General features: G+C 70.2%; 11 protein-coding genes and 1 tRNA gene. 9 read left to right on the forward strand and 3 right to left on the reverse strand.

The annotated features are described in order from the left end of the window. The first annotated feature begins 149 nt into the window (after window positions 1–149). The 4 genes from gltB (at window position 150) to Asi03nite_RS16580 (ending at window position 8,873) form a co-directional block, all read left to right on the forward strand. Window positions 150–4,703: a glutamate synthase large subunit gene (gene gltB, locus Asi03nite_RS16565; protein WP_203680727.1), complete on the forward strand. Its 4,554-nt coding sequence runs from the start codon at window positions 150–152 to the stop codon at window positions 4,701–4,703. Then, window positions 4,696–6,165 carry a glutamate synthase subunit beta gene (locus Asi03nite_RS16570; RefSeq protein ID WP_203680729.1) on the forward strand — a complete coding sequence of 490 codons (1,470 nt, stop codon included), beginning with the start codon at window positions 4,696–4,698 and terminating at the stop codon, window positions 6,163–6,165. Before gltB ends, Asi03nite_RS16570 begins: the two co-directional genes overlap by 8 nt. Before the next feature lie 396 nt (window positions 6,166–6,561). Then, complete coding sequence (pyk, locus tag Asi03nite_RS16575; RefSeq protein ID WP_203680731.1) at window positions 6,562–7,998, forward strand: pyruvate kinase; 1,437 nt, start codon at window positions 6,562–6,564, stop codon at window positions 7,996–7,998. Further along, the gene (locus Asi03nite_RS16580) at window positions 7,995–8,873 is read left to right on the forward strand and encodes an acyl-CoA thioesterase (RefSeq protein ID WP_203680733.1); all 879 of its coding nucleotides are present in this window, start codon (window positions 7,995–7,997) and stop codon (window positions 8,871–8,873) included. The genes pyk and Asi03nite_RS16580 overlap by 4 nt, the downstream gene beginning before the upstream one ends. A gap of 121 nt (window positions 8,874–8,994) precedes the next feature. Here the strand turns inward: Asi03nite_RS16580 and Asi03nite_RS16585 are convergent, their stop codons facing one another. Both Asi03nite_RS16585 and Asi03nite_RS16590 read right to left on the reverse strand, forming a co-directional pair. Continuing rightward, complete coding sequence (locus Asi03nite_RS16585; protein WP_203680735.1) at window positions 8,995–9,876, reverse strand: hypothetical protein; 882 nt, start codon at window positions 9,874–9,876, stop codon at window positions 8,995–8,997. 344 nt (window positions 9,877–10,220) lie between these two features. Next, window positions 10,221–10,297 (reverse strand) — tRNA-Leu (locus Asi03nite_RS16590). Between the two features lie 131 nt (window positions 10,298–10,428). On the opposite strand from Asi03nite_RS16590, the gene Asi03nite_RS16595 reads away from it, so the two are divergent. From Asi03nite_RS16595 to Asi03nite_RS16615, 5 genes are all read left to right on the forward strand, one after another. Continuing rightward, a complete protein-coding gene (locus tag Asi03nite_RS16595; RefSeq protein ID WP_203680736.1) occupies window positions 10,429–11,046 on the forward strand; it encodes an ANTAR domain-containing response regulator in 618 nt (205 codons plus the stop codon). A gap of 165 nt (window positions 11,047–11,211) precedes the next feature. After that, complete coding sequence (locus Asi03nite_RS16600) at window positions 11,212–12,486, forward strand: branched-chain amino acid ABC transporter permease (protein ID WP_203680738.1); 1,275 nt, start codon at window positions 11,212–11,214, stop codon at window positions 12,484–12,486. 10 nt (window positions 12,487–12,496) lie between these two features. Further along, window positions 12,497–13,486, forward strand: a complete 990-nt coding sequence (locus Asi03nite_RS16605) for a branched-chain amino acid ABC transporter permease (RefSeq protein WP_203680740.1) — start codon at window positions 12,497–12,499, stop codon at window positions 13,484–13,486. Next, window positions 13,476–14,396, forward strand: coding sequence for an ABC transporter ATP-binding protein (locus Asi03nite_RS16610; protein ID WP_203680742.1), 921 nt, complete (start codon window positions 13,476–13,478; stop codon window positions 14,394–14,396). Before Asi03nite_RS16605 ends, Asi03nite_RS16610 begins: the two co-directional genes overlap by 11 nt. Further along, on the forward strand, window positions 14,389–15,168 hold the full coding sequence (locus Asi03nite_RS16615; protein WP_203680744.1) for an ABC transporter ATP-binding protein: 780 nt from the start codon (window positions 14,389–14,391) through the stop codon (window positions 15,166–15,168). Before Asi03nite_RS16610 ends, Asi03nite_RS16615 begins: the two co-directional genes overlap by 8 nt. A gap of 447 nt (window positions 15,169–15,615) precedes the next feature. On the opposite strand, the gene Asi03nite_RS16620 is transcribed toward Asi03nite_RS16615, so the two are convergent. Next, window positions 15,616–16,884: an ABC transporter substrate-binding protein gene (locus Asi03nite_RS16620; RefSeq protein ID WP_203680745.1), complete on the reverse strand. Its 1,269-nt coding sequence runs from the start codon at window positions 16,882–16,884 to the stop codon at window positions 15,616–15,618. Window positions 16,885–16,985: the final 101 nt, after the last annotated feature.

Consider the following 16,985-nt stretch of genomic DNA (forward strand, 5'->3'; position numbering starts at 1 on the left):
TCGTCCACACAAAGCCGAGATCCAGGGGCTGGGTGTGATCAAACCGCACCTGGCGGAGATCAGTGTCTCTTAACGTAGACTCAAGAGACTTTGCAGGGCCGACGTCGTCCCGACCTTGATCTGAAACACCAGAGACGACAGGAGGCCCGGTGGCATATCCGCACCCCCAGGGGTTGTACGACCCGGCGTATGAACGTGACGCCTGCGGCGTGGCCTTTGTTGCTGACATTCACGGCCGTCGCAGTCATGACGTCGTGGCGAAGGGCCTGTCGGCGCTCATCCGCCTGGACCACCGGGGCGCGCGTGGCGCCGAGCAGAACACCGGCGACGGCGCCGGGATCATGATCCAGGTCCCGGACGAGTACTACCGCGCGATCACCGATTTCGAGCTGCCCGCCGCGGGCCACTACGCGACAGGTCTGGTGTTCCTGCCGACCGATCCGGAGGAGGCCGCCCGCGCGGTCAAGGTCTTCGAGAAGTACGCCCTGGTCGAGGGCGGCGACCTGCTCGGCTGGCGGGACGTCCCGGTCAGCCCGGCCGGCCTGGGCGCGACCGCCGAGGACGCGCGCCCGGCGATCCGGCAGGTCTTCATCGCCGCGCACCGGCTCGTCGACTCGCCCGCCGGCCCGGCCGGTGAGCAGCTGTCCGGCCTGGAGCTGGACCGGGTGGCGTTCTGCATCCGCAAGCAGGCCGAGCGGGAGACCTCGCAGCGCGGCGTCCCGGCGTACTTCCCGTCGCTGTCCTCGCGCACCATCACGTTCAAGGGCATGCTCACGCCCGAGCAGCTGCCGGAGTTCTTCCCGGAGCTGACCGACGAGCGGGTCGCCTCCGCGATCGCGCTGGTGCACTCGCGGTTCTCGACGAACACCTTCCCGTCCTGGCCGCTGGCCCACCCGTACCGGCTGATCGCCCACAACGGCGAGATCAACACCATCCGGGGCAACAAGAACTGGATGGCCGCCCGCGAGGCGCTGCTGGCCACCAGGAACCTGCCGGGCAACATCAAGCGGCTGTTCCCGATCAACTCGCCGGAGGCGTCCGACTCGGCCAGCTTCGACGAGGTGCTGGAGCTGCTGCACCTGTCCGGCCGCAGCCTGCCGCACTCGGTGCTGATGATGATCCCGGAGGCGTGGGAGAACGACCCGGGCATGGACCCGGCGCGCCGCGCCTTCTACCGCTTCCACGCCAGCCTGATGGAGCCGTGGGACGGCCCCGCCGCGGTGGCGTTCACCGACGGCACGGTCATCGGCGCGGTGCTGGACCGCAACGGCCTGCGCCCGGGCCGCTGGTGGCACACCCGCGACGGCCTGGTCGTGCTCGGTTCCGAGGCCGGCGTGATCGACCTGGACCCGGCCGAGGTGGTCGCCAAGGGGCGCCTGCAGCCGGGCAAGATGTTCCTGGTCGACACCGCGGCCGGGCGGATCGCGCACGACGACGAGATCAAGGCCGAGCTGGCCGCGGCCGAGCCGTACGCGGAGTGGCTGCACGCCGGGTTGATCGAGCTCGCCGACCTGCCCCCGCGCGAGCACGTGATCTACACGCACGACTCGGTGACCCGGCGCCAGCAGGTGTTCGGGTACACCGAGGAGGAGCTGAAGGTGATGGTCGCGCCGATGGCGCGGACCGGCGCCGAGCCGCTCGGCTCGATGGGCACGGACACCCCGATCTCGCCGCTGTCCACCCGCCCGCGGCTGCTCTTCGACTACTTCCACCAGCTGTTCGCGCAGGTCACCAACCCGCCGCTGGACGCCATCCGGGAGGAGCTGGTCACCAGCCTGGCGACCACCATCGGCCCGGAGGGCAACCTGCTCGACCCGGGACCGGCGAGCTGCCGGCAGATCGTGCTGCCGTACCCGGTGATCGACAACGACGAGCTGGCCAAGCTGCTCTCCATCGACGAGGACGGCGACCTGCCCGGCTTCAAGGCGGTCCGGGTCTCCGGGCTGTACCCGCTGCGGGACGGCGCCGAGGGGATCAAGGCGCGGCTCACCCAGATCTGCCGGCACGTGTCCGAGGCGATCGAGGACGGCGTGCGCATCCTGGTGCTCTCCGACCGCGACTCCAACGCGGACCTGGCGCCGATCCCGTCGCTGCTGCTCACCGCCGCGGTGCACCAGCACCTGGTGCGCGAGCAGACCCGCACCCAGGTGGCCCTGGTGGTGGAGTCCGGCGACTGCCGCGAGGTGCACCACGCGGCGGTGCTGATCGGTTTCGGGGCGGCGGCGGTCAATCCGTACCTCGCCTTCGAGAGCGTGGACGACCTGATCGCCACCGGGGCCCTGGCCGGCATCGACCCGCGCAAGGCGGTGCGCAACTACGTCAAGGCGCTCGGCAAGGGCGTCCTGAAGATCATGTCGAAGATGGGCATCTCGACGGTGTCCTCGTACTGCGGCGCGCAGGTGTTCGAGGCCGTGGGCCTGGACAACAAGCTGCTCCAGCGGTACTTCGCGGGCACCTCGGGCCGGATCGGCGGCGTCGGTCTGGACGAGATCCACGCCGAGGTCAAGGCGCGGCACGAGAAGGCGTACCCGGCGAACCCGGCCGAGCGGGCGCACCGCCGGCTCGAGGTCGGCGGCGAGTACCAGTGGCGCCGCGAGGGCGAGCTGCACCTGTTCAACCCGGAGACGGTGTTCCTGCTGCAGCACGCCACCCGCAGCAAGCAGTACGACGTCTTCCGCAAGTACACCGGCAAGGTGAACGAGCTGTCCGCGCAGGCGGGTCACCTCCGTGGCCTGTTCCGGCTGGACTCCGGCCGCCCGCCGGTCGACATCGGCGAGGTGGAGCCGGCCTCCGAGATCGTCAAGCGGTTCTCCACCGGCGCGATGAGCTACGGCTCGATCTCCGCCGAGTCCCACGAGACGTTGGCCATCGCGATGAACCGGCTCGGCGCCAAGTCGAACACCGGTGAGGGCGGCGAGGACGTCGAGCGCCTCTACGACCCGGAGCGCCGTTCGGCGATCAAGCAGATCGCCTCCGGCCGGTTCGGCGTCACCAGCGAGTACCTGGTGAACGCGGACGACCTGCAGATCAAGATGGCGCAGGGCGCGAAGCCCGGCGAGGGTGGCCAGTTGCCCGGCAACAAGGTGTGGCCGTGGGTGGCCAAGACCCGGCACGCCACCCCGGGCGTCGGCCTGATCTCCCCGCCGCCGCACCACGACATCTACTCGATCGAGGACCTGGCGCAGCTGGTCCACGACCTGAAGATGGTCAACCCGGCCGCCCGGGTGCACGTCAAGCTGGTCTCCGAGATCGGCGTGGGCACGGTGGCCGCGGGTGTGGCCAAGTTGAAGGCCGACGTCATCCTGATCTCCGGCCACGACGGCGGCACCGGCGCGTCCCCGCTGAACTCGCTCAAGCACGCCGGCACCCCGTGGGAGCTGGGCCTGGCCGAGGCGCAGCAGACGCTGCTGCTGAACAAGCTGCGGGACCGGGTCACCGTGCAGGTCGACGGCCAGCTCAAGACCGGCCGGGACGTGGTGATCGCGGCGCTGCTCGGCGCCGAGGAGTTCGGCTTCGCCACCGCGCCGCTGATCGTCTCCGGCTGCGTCATGATGCGGGTCTGCCACCTGGACACCTGCCCGGTCGGCATCGCCACGCAGAACCCGGTGCTGCGCGAGCGGTTCACCGGCAAGCCGGAGTTCGTGGAGAACTTCTTCCTGTTCCTCGCCGAGGAGGTCCGCGAGATCCTGGCCGAGCTGGGCTTCCGCAGCATCGAGGAGGCCATCGGGCACGCCGAGGTGCTGGACGTGGCCGAGGCGGTGGACCACTGGAAGGCCGGCGGCCTCGACCTGGCCCCGATCCTGTACGTCCCCGAGCTGCCCGCGGACGCGGCCCGCCGCGGCGTGGTGGCTCAGGACCACGGCCTGGAGAAGGCGCTGGACAACGAGCTGATCGCGCTGGCCCAGCCGGCTCTGATCAAGGGCGCCAAGGTCCGTGCCGAGGTGGTCACCCGCAACGACCAGCGCAGCGTCGGCGCGATGCTGGGCGGCGAGGTCAGCCGGCGGTACGGCGGCAACGGCCTGCCCGACGACACCATCGAGTTCACCCTGCGGGGCACCGGCGGCCAGTCGTTCGGCGCGTTCCTGCCGCGCGGCGTGACCCTGCGGCTGATCGGTGACAGCAACGACTACGTCGCCAAGGGCCTGTCCGGCGGCCGGGTGATCATCCGGCCGTCCGAGGACGCGCCGTTCGTCGCCGAGCAGAACACCATCGCCGGCAACACCATCCTGTACGGGGCGACCGGCGGTGAACTGTTCCTGCGCGGCCGGGTGGGCGAGCGGTTCGCGGTCCGCAACTCGGGCGGCGCGGCAGTCGTCGAGGGTGTCGGCGACCACGGCTGCGAGTACATGACCGGTGGCACCGTGGTGGTGCTCGGTCCGACCGGGCGCAACTTCGCGGCCGGCATGAGCGGCGGCAAGGCGTTCGTGCTGGACCTCGACCAGAACCTGGTGAATCCGGAGCTGGTCGACCTGGCGCCGCTCACCGACGAGGAGCGCGACCAGCTGCGCTCGCTGGTGGAGAAGCACCATGCGGAGACCGACTCGGCGGTGGCCGGGCGCCTGCTCAAGGACTGGGCGGCAGCGGTCGAGCAGTTCACCGCTGTGGTGCCGCGCGACTACAAGCGCGTGATGGAACTGATCAGGACCGCCGAAGCCGCCGGTCGCAACGTGGACGAGGCGGTCATGGGGGTCACCAGTGCCTGATCCGAACGGTTTCCTCCGCTACGAGCGGCAGCTGCCCAAGCGGCGGCCGGTCCCGGTGCGGATCATGGACTGGCGTGAGGTCTACCCGCCCGCGGGCGAGGAGCTGATCCGCGACCAGGCCACCCGCTGCATGGACTGCGGCATCCCGTTCTGTCACGACGGGTGCCCGCTGGGCAACCGCATCCCGGACTGGAACGACCTGGTCCGTACCGGGAACTGGGAGTCGGCGATCGAGTCGCTGCACGCCACCAACAACTTCCCGGAGTTCACCGGGCGGCTCTGCCCGGCGCCCTGCGAGGCGGCGTGCGTGCTGGGCATCGCGGACGACCCGGTCACCATCAAGCAGGTCGAGGTGGAGATCGCCAACCACGCCTTCGAGCGCGGCCTGGTGCCGCAGCCGGCGCCGGCCCCGTCCGGCAAGTCGGTAGCGGTGGTCGGCTCCGGCCCGGCGGGCCTGGCCGCCGCCCAGCAGCTGGCGCGGGCCGGGCACGCGGTCACGGTCTACGAGCGTGACGACCGGATCGGCGGCCTGCTCCGGTACGGCATCCCGGACTTCAAGATCGAGAAGCACGTCATCGACGAGCGGCTCGCGCAGATGGCCGCCGAGGGCGTCGTCTTCCAGACCGGGGTCGAGGTGGGCGTCGACATCACCGCCGACGATCTGCGGGAGCGGTACGACGCGGTCCTGCTGGCCGCGGGCGCGCTCGCCGGCCGGGACACCCCGCAGACCCCCGGCCGGGGGCTGAAGGGCGTGCACCTGGCGATGGAGCACCTGGTCCCGGCGAACCGGATCGTCGCCGGCCTGCAGGACAGCACGCCGATCGACGCCAGGGGCAAGCACGTGGTGATCATCGGCGGCGGCGACACCGGGGCGGACTGCCTCGGCGTCGCGCACCGCCAGGGCGCCGCGTCGGTGACCCAGCTGGACCAGTACCCGCTGCCCCCGGAGGTCCGGGCCGGCATCCGGGACCCGTGGCCCACCTGGCCGATGATCCTGCGCAACTACGCCGCGCACGAGGAGGGCGGCGAGCGCGTCTTCGGCGTGGCCGTCCAGGAGTTCGTCGGCGACGGGGACGGCAACCTGGTCGCGATCCGGCTGGCCGACGTGTCGGTGCGGCGGGTCGGCGGCGTCCGGCAGGTCACCGTCACCCCGGGCTCGGAGCGCGAGCTGCGTGCCGACCTGGTGTTGCTGGCGATCGGCTTCGAGGGCACCGAGGACCAGCCGCTGCTCTCGCAGTTCGGGCTGACCCGCAACCGGCGCAACGTGCTGGATGCGGACATCAACTGGCAGACGGATGCCGAGGGCGTCTTCGTGGCCGGCGACATGCACAAGGGCGCGTCCCTGATCGTCTGGGCGATCGCCGAGGGAAGGTCCGCGGCGGCCGCGATCCACGACTACCTCGGCGCCTCCGGGGAACTCCCCGCGCCGGTCCGCTCGGACCAGCAGCCACTCTCCGTGTAGCCGGCCTCGCTCCGCCCGGCGGGCTTCTCGCCCCCGGTGAGCCCGTGACGGGAGCGCCGGAAGACACTCGGCTCCGCCTGTTGTCTTCCGGCGCTCCCACCGCCGTCCGGCGACATGCGTGGTGGTTGCGGCCAACCCGGCCCCCGGCCTCCCGCACAGGGCGCATGGCTGCTGTTTTTGCTGTTCAGTGTCCCTTGCCGGGGTGCCGGCAAGGGGGTTGTGGCATGTGCTGACGAGCCCACCGGGACGCCCGATAAGCTGGTCCGGCGGTCGCTGAAGCCCGCGGACGACGCAGCGAACCCGTGATTTCCCGGGTTGACCTCGCCGTCGACACCCGCAGTTCATGCCGAGGACGGGGGTCGGCCGCCGAGCCGCCCCAGGAGAAGGATTAGCCTGATGGCCGTGACACGCCGCGTAAAGATCGTCTGCACGATGGGCCCCGCCACCAAGTCCCCCGAGCGGATGCTCGGGCTGGTTGAGGCGGGTATGAACGTGGCCCGGATGAACTTCAGCCACGACACCCGGGAGAACCACCGGGAGATGTACGAGCTGGTCCGCTCCGCCGCGGAGCAGGCCGACCGTCCGGTCGCCATCCTCGCCGACCTCCAGGGTCCGAAGATCCGGCTCGGCAAGTTCGCCGACGGACCGCACCGCTGGGAGACCGGTGACCGGGTGGTCATCACCGGCGACGAGATCGTCGGCACCCGGGAGCGCGTCTCGTGCACGTACACGAAGCTGCCACAGGAGGTCAAGGTCGGTGACCGCCTCCTGATCGACGACGGCAAGGTCGCGGTCGAGGTGACCGGCATCGAGGGCAACGACATCCAGGTCCTGGTCACCGAGGGTGGCCCGGTCAGCAACAACAAGGGCGTCTCGCTGCCGAACGTGGCGGTCAGCGTCCCCGCGATGAGCGACAAGGACGAGGAGGACCTGCGCTTCGCCCTGAAGCTCGGCGTCGACCTGGTCGCGCTCTCGTTCGTCCGCTCGCCGGACGACATCAAGCTCGTCCACCAGGTGATGGACGAGGAAGGCCGCCGCGTCCCGGTGATCGCCAAGGTGGAGAAGCCGGAGGCGGTCGACCACCTCGAGGCGATCGTGCTGGCCTTCGACGGCGTCATGGTGGCCCGCGGCGACCTGGGCGTCGAGCTTCCGCTGGACCAGGTCCCGCTGGTGCAGAAGCGCGCCGTGCAGCTGTGCCGGGAGAACGCGAAGCCGGTCATCGTGGCGACCCAGATGCTCGACTCGATGATCGAGAACTCGCGCCCGACCCGCGCCGAGGCGTCCGACGTGGCGAACGCGGTGCTCGACGGCACCGACGCGGTGATGCTCTCCGGTGAGACCAGCGTCGGTAAGTACCCGGTGCTCACGGTCAGCACGATGGCCAAGATCGTCACCACCACCGAGGGCGGCGGGCTGGGCGTGGCCCGGCTGCAGCACGACCCGAAGACGCACGGTGGCGCGCTGACCATCGCCGCCTCGCAGATCGCCCGGAACATCGGCGCCAAGGCGCTGGTCGCCTTCTCGCAGACCGGCGACACCGTGCGCCGTCTCGCCCGGCTGCACTGCGACCTGCCGCTCTACGCGTTCACCCCGGTCGCCGAGGTCCGCAACACGCTCGCCCTGAGCTGGGGTGTGGAGACCTTCCTGACCGACTTCGTCGAGCACACCGACGACATGTTCCGCCAGGTGGACGCGAAGATGCTGGGCCTTGGCCTGGCCAAGCCCGGCGAGTACGTGGTCGTCGTGGCCGGCTCCCCGCCGAACGCGCCCGGTTCCACCAACACGCTGCGTGTGCACCAGCTGGGCTCCCTCGTGGACCCGTCGGTCGTATGACGCAGCCCCTGCAGGGTCAAGCCGCCGTCGACCAGCTTCTGGAGATCCTGGACCTGAGGCAGGTGGACGCGGCCACCTTCACCGGTGACAGCCCGCAGACCGGTGCCCAGCGCGTGTTCGGCGGCCAGGTCGCCGGGCAGGCGCTGGTCGCCGCGGGCCGGACGGTGGACCCGGCCCGGCTCGTGCACTCGCTGCACGGCTACTTCGTCCGGCCCGGCGACCCCACCGAACCGATCACGTTCCATGTGGAGACGATCCGGGACGGCAGGTCCTTCTCGGTCCGGCGGTCCACCGCGAAGCAGCACGGCAAGACGATCTTCTTCATGTCGGCGTCGTTCCAGGTGCCGGAGGAGGGTCTGGACCACCATGAACCGGCCCCGGCCGGGGTGCCGGCGCCGGAGGACGTGCCCACCATGCGGGACTGGGTGGCCAGGTATCCGAGCCGCCGCAGCGTGTTCAACGCCAGCCCGCAGGCCGTCGACGTGCGCTACATCGGCCAGCCGGGCTGGGTGCCGCCCGGGGACCGGGACGCCGAGCCGCAGCAGCGGGTGTGGATGCGGGTGGACGGCAAGCTGCCGGACGACCCGCTGATCCACGCGTGCGCGCTGACCTACGCCTCGGATCTGTCGTTGCTGGACGCCGTGTTGTCGTACCACGGCGAGGTGTGGGGACCCGGTGGTGTGGTCGGCGCGAGCCTGGACCACGCGCTCTGGTTCCACCGCTCGTTCCGGGCCGACGAGTGGTTCCTCTACGACAGCGCGAGCCCGTCGGCCAGCCGGTCCCGCGGGCTTGCCAGTGGGCGGATGTTCACCCGGGACGGCCGGCACATCGCCAGCGCGGTCCAGGAGGGCCTGCTGCGCCGCGTCGGAGCCTGACCGCCCGGCCCCGGCTCCACCGGAGGCCGGCGCAGGCCTGAGGCTTCGCCGGTGGTGGCTCCCGGCCTGGCGACCGGCCGTGTGACGGACCCACCACCGGCGAAGCCGGGGACAGGACTTACTAGTGACCGCCGGCCGGGCGGTCCGGCTTGGCGGCGTTCGCGGCGGGTGTGCTCTCGATGCCCGCCGGGCTGTCGGGGACCGCGGGCAGCCCGGCGCTCTCCGGCGGCGCCGGCGCCCCGGGCCGCGGGCCGGTGATTCCGGCCTCGGCCAGCATCGCGTCGAGATCCGCCGTGGTCCGCACCACCCGGTCGTGGAAGCTCTCGGCGTGCGTGGTGGTGGTCTCCCGCGCGCGGTGCCTGGCCGGTCTGCGCATCGAACCTTCGACGTCCGTGTGCCCGGCGGTGTATCCGGCCAGCCCGGTGGCCCGTTCCGGCGGCAGCTCCAGGACGTCCCGGCCCTTCGCCGCCATCTCCCGCAGCCGCAGTGCCGTGACCAGGTCGGCGACCGCGCGCAGCACGCCCAGCCCGCCCAGGATCACCACCACGCTCCCGGCGTCGCGCGCCAGCGGGCCGGCCGCCACGAAGCCGAGCGTGGTCTCCAGCACCCCGACCGTGACGAGCAGGCTCCACACCCGGTCCGAGCCGCGCGTCATGATTCCGACAGCGACGTCCACCGCGCCGCGCACCAGCAGGTACCAGCCGGTCAGCGAGGCCGTGGTGGTCCATCCGGAGTCGTCGCTGAACAGCATGGCCGCTCCGGTGGCGGCGAACACCGCGGCCAGGCCGGCGTTCAGCCACCAGGTCCTCGTCCCGGCGAGCGCGCGCAGTCCCTCGCAGACCGCTCCGAACAGCACCACCGGGCCGGCCACCGCGGCGATCCCGGCCGGCTCCAGCCGCAGCACGCTCCAGCCGATGACCAGCCAGGCGGCGGCGGCGAACAGCAGGAATCCCCACATCGCTCCGCGTGTGACGGTCAGTGCCGAGGAACCGGACCACAACATGAGGCCTCCCGCTGATGCTGTCCCTGCCATGACAGCACCCGGGGGAGGTGGCGGCGGGTGGAACGCCGAGATTGCCCGGCGGGGCCGCGCCGGCCGCGCCGTGGTCCGGCGGGAGCGTGCCGGGGCAACGCCGGCGGGGACGGAAAGACCGTTTCCGGTACGGAGCAATGGGCGTACCGGGAATGGCGGAATGTCTTTGCCGGGAGGCCGCCGCGGGCGGCTCCCGGCGGTCCGCGGCGCGACCGTCCCCAGAGGCCCTGACCTGCGTGAATGTTTCCGGCGTGTCACCGCATGGTCACCGGTGAATGCGACGCTCGCCAGGGCGGTCCGCGAGATGATATTTCTGGTGTCCCCGGTGGGATTCGAACCCACACTGAATGGATTTTGAGTCCATCGACTCTGCCGATTGGTCTACGGGGACAGCGTCGTGGGCCGCACCGCTGGAAGCGGTGATGCCAAGCTCAGCGAGAGACAGCCTACCCACTACGCTGGGGAGGGTGACACCCAGATACCGGGGTGTCGCGACAGAATAGGGTTGGGGGAAGAGGTTCCGTGGCCGACACGCAGGCTGGTGCCGAGCGCAGGCGGGTGCTCATCGCCGAGGACGAGGCCCTGATCCGGCTGGATCTCGCCGAGATGCTCGTCGAGGAGGGCTACGACGTCGTCGGTGAGGCCGGCGACGGCGAGACCGCCGTCCGGCTGGCCGAGGAGCTGAAGCCGGACCTGGTCATTCTGGACATCAAGATGCCGATCATGGATGGGCTGGCCGCCGCCGAGCGGATCGCCGGCGGGCGGATCGCCCCGGTCGTCATCCTCACCGCGTTCAGCCAGCGGGATCTGGTCGAGCGCGCCCGGGCCGCGGGCGCGATGGCCTATCTGGTGAAGCCGTTCCAGAAGTCGGATCTGGTGCCGGCCGTCGAGATCGCGCTGTCGCGGTATTCGGAGATCGCCGCGCTGGAGTCCGAGGTGGCCGGCCTGACCGACCGCCTGGAGACCCGCAAGTCGGTGGAGCGCGCCAAGGGCGAGCTGATGACGAAGTACGCGATGACCGAGCCCCAGGCGTTCAAGTGGATCCAGCGCACCGCGATGGATCACCGGATGACGATGCGCGAGGTCGCGGACCGGATCCTCAAGGAGTCCGAGGGCGACGCGGCGGCCCCCGCCGAGTAGCCACCGGTCACGTATTGGCCCTTGACCGGAAGTTGAAGCTCAGTAACGGCTTTGTTACGGGCGATTGTGTGGCTCCTCTCTGAAGCTATGATCCCCGCCAGTCTTCGCGACACGCCTGGCGGGGATTTCTGCTGCTAAACACGAGGAGCATCGTTGCGTAGAGCCGTGATCATCTTCACGGCCGTTCTCGGATTTGTGTTGACGTCCCTGGGGTTCGGCGCCACGAGCGCACTGGCCGCGGGTGAGTCTTTGCAGGGCACGCTGATCAACGCAGGCCAGCCAGTGGCCGGCGTCGTGATCAACGTTTCCGACGAGAGCGGCACATCGGCCGGTAAGGCGACCTCCGGTGCGGACGGCAAGTGGTCCGTAACGGTCAAGGGAGCCGGCACCTACAAGGTCGACCTGGACACCACGACGCTCCCTCAGGGGGTCACCGTCACGAACGGGCGGCCCAGCCTGACCCTGACCGTGTTCGAGGGAGCCGCTCGCAACGTGCTGTTCCCGCTCGGCCAGGCCGCCGCGCCGGGCAGCAAGCCGGCTGAACCCGAGGGTTCGTCGACGGCGGACCGGGTGTTCGACCTGATCTACACAGGGATCCATTTCGGCCTGATCATCGCGCTGGCCGCCCTCGGCCTGTCGCTGATCTTCGGCACCATGGGCCTGACCAACTTCGCGCACGGTGAGCTGATCACCTTCGGCGCGCTGGGCTGCTTCCTGCTCAACGTGACAGTCGGCCTGCCGCTGGTGGTGTCCGGGATCCTGGCCGTGGTGCTGGGCGGCGCCTTCGGCTGGTTCCAGGACCGGGTGTTCTGGGGCTGGCTGCGCAACCGGCGCACCGGCCTGATCGGCATGATGATCATCTCGATCGGTGCGGCGCTGGTGCTGCGCTACGTCTACCTGTTCGCCTTCCGCGGCGACACCAAGCAGTACGCGGAGTACGTCGCGCAGCCCGGCATGGACCTGGGCATCATCTCGGTCGCCCCGAAGAACCTGGTGATGGACGTCGTGGCGATCGTCGTCCTGCTCCTGGTGTCGCTGGCGCTGACCATGACCCGGCTGGGCAAAGCGACCCGTGCGGTGGCCACCAACCCGTCGCTCGCCGCGGCCTCCGGCATCAGCGTCGATGCGATCATCCGCCTGGTCTGGACGATCGGCGGCGCCCTGGCCGCGCTCAGCGGTGTCATGCTGGGTCTCTTCCAGGGGGTGAACTACCAGATGGGCTTCCAGATCCTGCTGCTGGTGTTCGCCGCCGTCACGCTCGGGGGTCTCGGCACCGCGTTCGGCGCGCTGGTCGGCAGCCTGGTCGTCGGCCTGGCCACGCAGCTGTCCACGCTGTGGATCCCGACCGAGCTCAAGAACGTCGGCGCCCTGGTGGTGCTGATCGTGATCATCCTGTTCCGGCCGCAGGGCATCCTGGGCCGCCGCGAGCGGATCGGCTGAGGGAGGCTCGATGAACTGGGACATCATCTTCGGCGTCTCGCTGGAATCGTTGTTCAACGCCACCATGATCGCGTACGCGCTGGCCGCGATCGGCCTGAACGTGCATTTCGGTTACACCGGCCTGCTGAACTTCGGCCAGTCGGCGTTCCTCGGCGTCGCGGCGTACGGCCTGGCGATGACCGTGGCCACCTTCGGCGCGCCGTTCTGGCTGGGCATCGTGATCGGACTGGCCGGCGCGGTCGTGCTGGCGCTGCTGCTCGGCATCCCGACGCTCCGCCTGCGCGCCGACTACCTGGCCATCGTCACCATCGCGGCGGCCGAGATCGTCCGCCTGCTGTTCCGGTCGGTCTCGCTGAGCGAGTGGACCGGTGGCTCCGACGGCCTCCAGGCGTTCTCCGACGACTTCTACTCGCTGAACCCGTACAGCTCCGGCCTGGACATCGGGATCGTCACCTTCGACGTCCGTGAGCTCTGGGTGATGACGGTCGGCTGGATCCTCGTCGCGGTCTCGCTGCTGGTCGTCTTCCTGGCGATGCGCAGCCCGTGGGGCCGGGTCATCAAGGCGATCCGGGAGGACGAGGACGCGGTCCGCAGCCTCGGCAAGAACGTCGTGTCCTACAAGATGCAGTCGCTGATCCTCGGTGGCGTGCTCGGCTCGCTGGGCGGCTTCGTCTTCGCCCTGAGCCGCGCGGCGGTGCAGCCGGACACCTACGGCACCGAGTTCACCTTCTACATGTACACGATCGTCATCCTGGGCGGCGCGGCCCGCGTCTTCGGCCCGGTCGTCGGATCGATGATCTTCTGGTTCCTGCTCGCGTTCGTCAACGCGCTGCTGCCGGCCCTGATCAGCCAGGGCTACATCCCGACCTGGCTGATGGACGCGAACCAGGCCGGTTCGGTCGGCTACATCCTGGTCGGCCTCGGCCTCGTGCTTTTGCTGATCTTCCGTCCGCAGGGCATCTTCGGTGACAAGAAGGAGGTCATGCTCGATGGCCGATGACACCACCGTGCCCCCCGGTGTGGCCCGGGCGGCCGAAGCGCTCAAGGACGTGCCGCACGAGCCGGGCGCGCCCAAGAAGGACCCGATCCTGGTCGCCGACTCGGTGGTCCGCCGCTTCGGCGGTCTCACCGCGGTCAACGTCGGCCACGTCGAGATCCAGCGGGGTGCGATCACCGCGCTGATCGGCCCGAACGGCGCCGGAAAGACCACCTTCTTCAACCTGCTCACCGGCTTCGACCGCCCCGACGAGGGCAAGTGGGAGTTCAACGGCAAGTCCCTCGCGGGCGTGCCGGCGCACCAGGTGGCCCGTCAGGGCATGGTCCGCACGTTCCAGCTCACCAAGGCGCTGTCCCGGCTCTCGGTGATCGACAACATGCGGCTCGGCGGCACCGGCCAGCGCGGCGAGAAGTTCTGGCAGTCGCTGATCCCGGCGATCTGGCGGGACCAGGAGAAGGAGATCACCGCGCGGGCCGACGAGCTGCTCGCCCGGTTCAAGCTCGACGCCAAGCGCGAGGACTTCGCCGGCAGCCTCTCCGGCGGCCAGCGCAAGCTCCTGGAGATGGCCCGCGCGCTGATGGTCCAGCCCGACATGGTCATGCTGGACGAGCCGATGGCCGGCGTGAACCCGGCGCTGACCCAGTCGCTGCTCGGCCACGTGAAGAGCCTGCGCGAGGACGGGATGACCGTCCTGTTCGTCGAGCACGACATGGACATGGTCCGCGACATCAGCGACTGGGTGATCGTGATGGGCCAGGGCCAGGTCATCGCCGAGGGCACCCCGGACACCGTGATGGCCGACCCGCGGGTGATCGACGCGTACCTGGGCGCCCACCACGACGGCACCCAGCACGACGCCCAAGCGGTCGCGGAAGAGGTAACCGAGGAGAAGGCGGCGACCGCTGATGAGTGACGAGTCCAGCAACAAGGTCGACGACCGCTCCGAGCACCTGGCGGCCGCCGAGGGAGCCCTGGTCCGCGTCGACGACGTGATCGCGGGTTACCTGCCCGGCGTCAACATCCTCAACGGCTGTGACCTCTACGCCAAGGAGGGGGAGCTGGTCGGCATCATCGGCCCGAACGGCGCCGGCAAGTCGACCCTGCTCAAGGCCCTGTTCGGTCTGGTCACCATCCGGTCCGGCGAGGTCACCCTGCGCGGCGAGAAGATCACCAACCTGAAGGCGAACAAGCTGGTCGCCAAGGGGATCGGCTTCGTCCCGCAGACCAACAACGTGTTCGGCACGCTCACCATCGAGGAGAACCTCGAGATGGGCGTCTTCCTGGCCCCGAAGCGCTTCAAGGAGCGCTTCGACTTCGTGGCGGGGCTCTTCCCCGCACTGGGCCAGCGCCGCAAGCAGCGGGCCGGCTCCCTCTCCGGCGGTGAGCGGCAGATGGTGGCGATGGGCCGGGCTCTGATGATGGAGCCGAGCGTGCTGCTGCTGGACGAGCCGTCGGCGGGTCTCTCCCCGGCCATGCAGGACGAGGTCTTCTTCCGCACCAAGCAGATCAACGAGACCGGCGTCACGGTCATCATGGTCGAGCAGAACGCCCGGCGCTGCCTGCAGATCTGCGACCGCGGCTACGTCCTCGACCAGGGCCGTAACGCCTACACGGCCAGCGGCCGCGACCTGATGCACGACCCGAAGGTGATCGAGCTGTACCTGGGTACGCTCGCCCGCGCCTGACCGCACGACCGCCCGCAGCCCCGGACCGCTTCCCGGTCCGGGGCTGCAACCTTTTCAGGTGTACGGACCACGCCCGCGGTCTCCTGGCGCGGCGGGCTCGCGACCTGGCCGCGGCCGCCTCACGCTCCCGGCTGGTGCTCTTGTCTCCCGGCCGGGAGACAAGAGCACCAGCCGGGAGCGGGCGTGTGTAGCGACGTGCGATGGGCGGACGTCCCGAGCCGGGCGGCCACGGCCGGCGGTGGCCGGGCGGCCACGGCCGGCGGTGGCCGGGCGGCTCCGGCCGCGGGCCGCCTCGGCGGGCGTCGCCACCGGGGCGGCCCGCGGTGGGACGAGGGCGCGGGCCCGTACCGGAAGGTGGCGTGTGTGGGGAGCCGGCGGGGGCCGCCGGCGTCGCAAAAGGGCGAGGGCCCGGCCGAATGGCCGGGCCCTCGCTGGATGGCTGGAGAATCAGCCGCCGATCTTGCCGGACTGGTAGCCCACGTTGGCGTAGGTGTTGTCGGCGCCGTACTGGTAGATGCCGATGGTGGCCTCGGACGGGTCACCGGCGTCGTTCCACTCGACCGGGCCGCTCACGCCGTCGTAGTCGATGTCCTTGCCGGCGTCGAGCAGGGCCTTGCAGTCCTTGAAGGTGGTGCACTTCTCGCCACCCTTGCTGACCGCGGCGAGCTGCTTCGAGTACTCGGCGGGGGCGTCGCTCTTGGCGGCGGTGGCGGCCAGAGCGGTCAGGATGGTCGCGTCGTAGGACTCCGCGGAGTACGAGTAGTCCTTCAGCGCCGGGTCGACCGTCTGCAGCTGCTTCTTGAAGTCGTCGGTCGCCTTGGCGCCCGGCAGCGTGCCCTTGGCGCCCTGGAAGGTGCCGGCCGGGAACTCCTTGCCGTAGTTCGACAGGTTGCCGTCGACGAAGTACCACTTCTTGGACTTCGCGGTCAGGCCCGCCTCGACCAGCTTGGGGACGATCTTCTTGGTCTCGTCGAAGCCGATCATGACGATCGCGGCCGGGTTGGCGGCCTTGATCTTGCCAACCTCGGCGGAGTAGTCGGCCGCCTTCGGGTCGTAGACCTCCTCGGCGACGACCTGGCCGCCGCCGGACTCGATCGCGGCGCGGGCCGACTTGGCCAGGCCGGTGCCGTACGCGTCCTGCAGGACCAGCAGGCCGACGGTGGCGTTGCCGTCGGCGACGACCAGGTCGCCGAGGACGCGGCCCTGCAGCTGGTCCGGCGGCGCGGTCCGGTAGTAGAGTCCCTTGTCGTTGTACGTCGTGAACTGGTCGGACGTGTTCGCCGGCGAGATCTGGACGACGCCCGCGCCGGTGATCTTGTCGATCACGGACAGGGAGACCGAGGACGAGGCGGCGCCGATGATGACGTCGGCCTTCTCGGCGAGCAGCTTGTTCACCGACTGGCTGGCGATGTCGGTGGAGGTGTCACCGGAGTCGGTGTCGCTCTGCACGACGTCCTTGCCGAGCACGCCGCCGGCCGCGTTGATGTCCTTGATGGCGAGCTTGACACCGGCGAACTCCGGCGGGCCGAGGAAGGCGAGGGAGCCGGTCTGCGGCAGCAGCGTGCCGACCTTGAGCACGCCGTCGCCGGCGGCCACGGTGGCGGCAGAGGAGGAACCGGTGGCCGGCTCGTCGCTGTCGTTAGAGCACGCGCCCAGTGCAAGGGAAGCGGCACCCAGCACGGCGACACCGCGCCATGCGAAGTTGCGGCGGATCATCAAGTCTCCTTTGTCCAGCTGCGGTGGGTACGGGGTGCCGCCCCACTGCCATGACGCTGATGGAGGCAACTTAATGAGCCGGAGACCGCTGCACTAGGTTC

This window comes from Actinoplanes siamensis (genome assembly GCF_016862395.1).
Taxonomy (GTDB): domain Bacteria; phylum Actinomycetota; class Actinomycetes; order Mycobacteriales; family Micromonosporaceae; genus Actinoplanes; species Actinoplanes siamensis.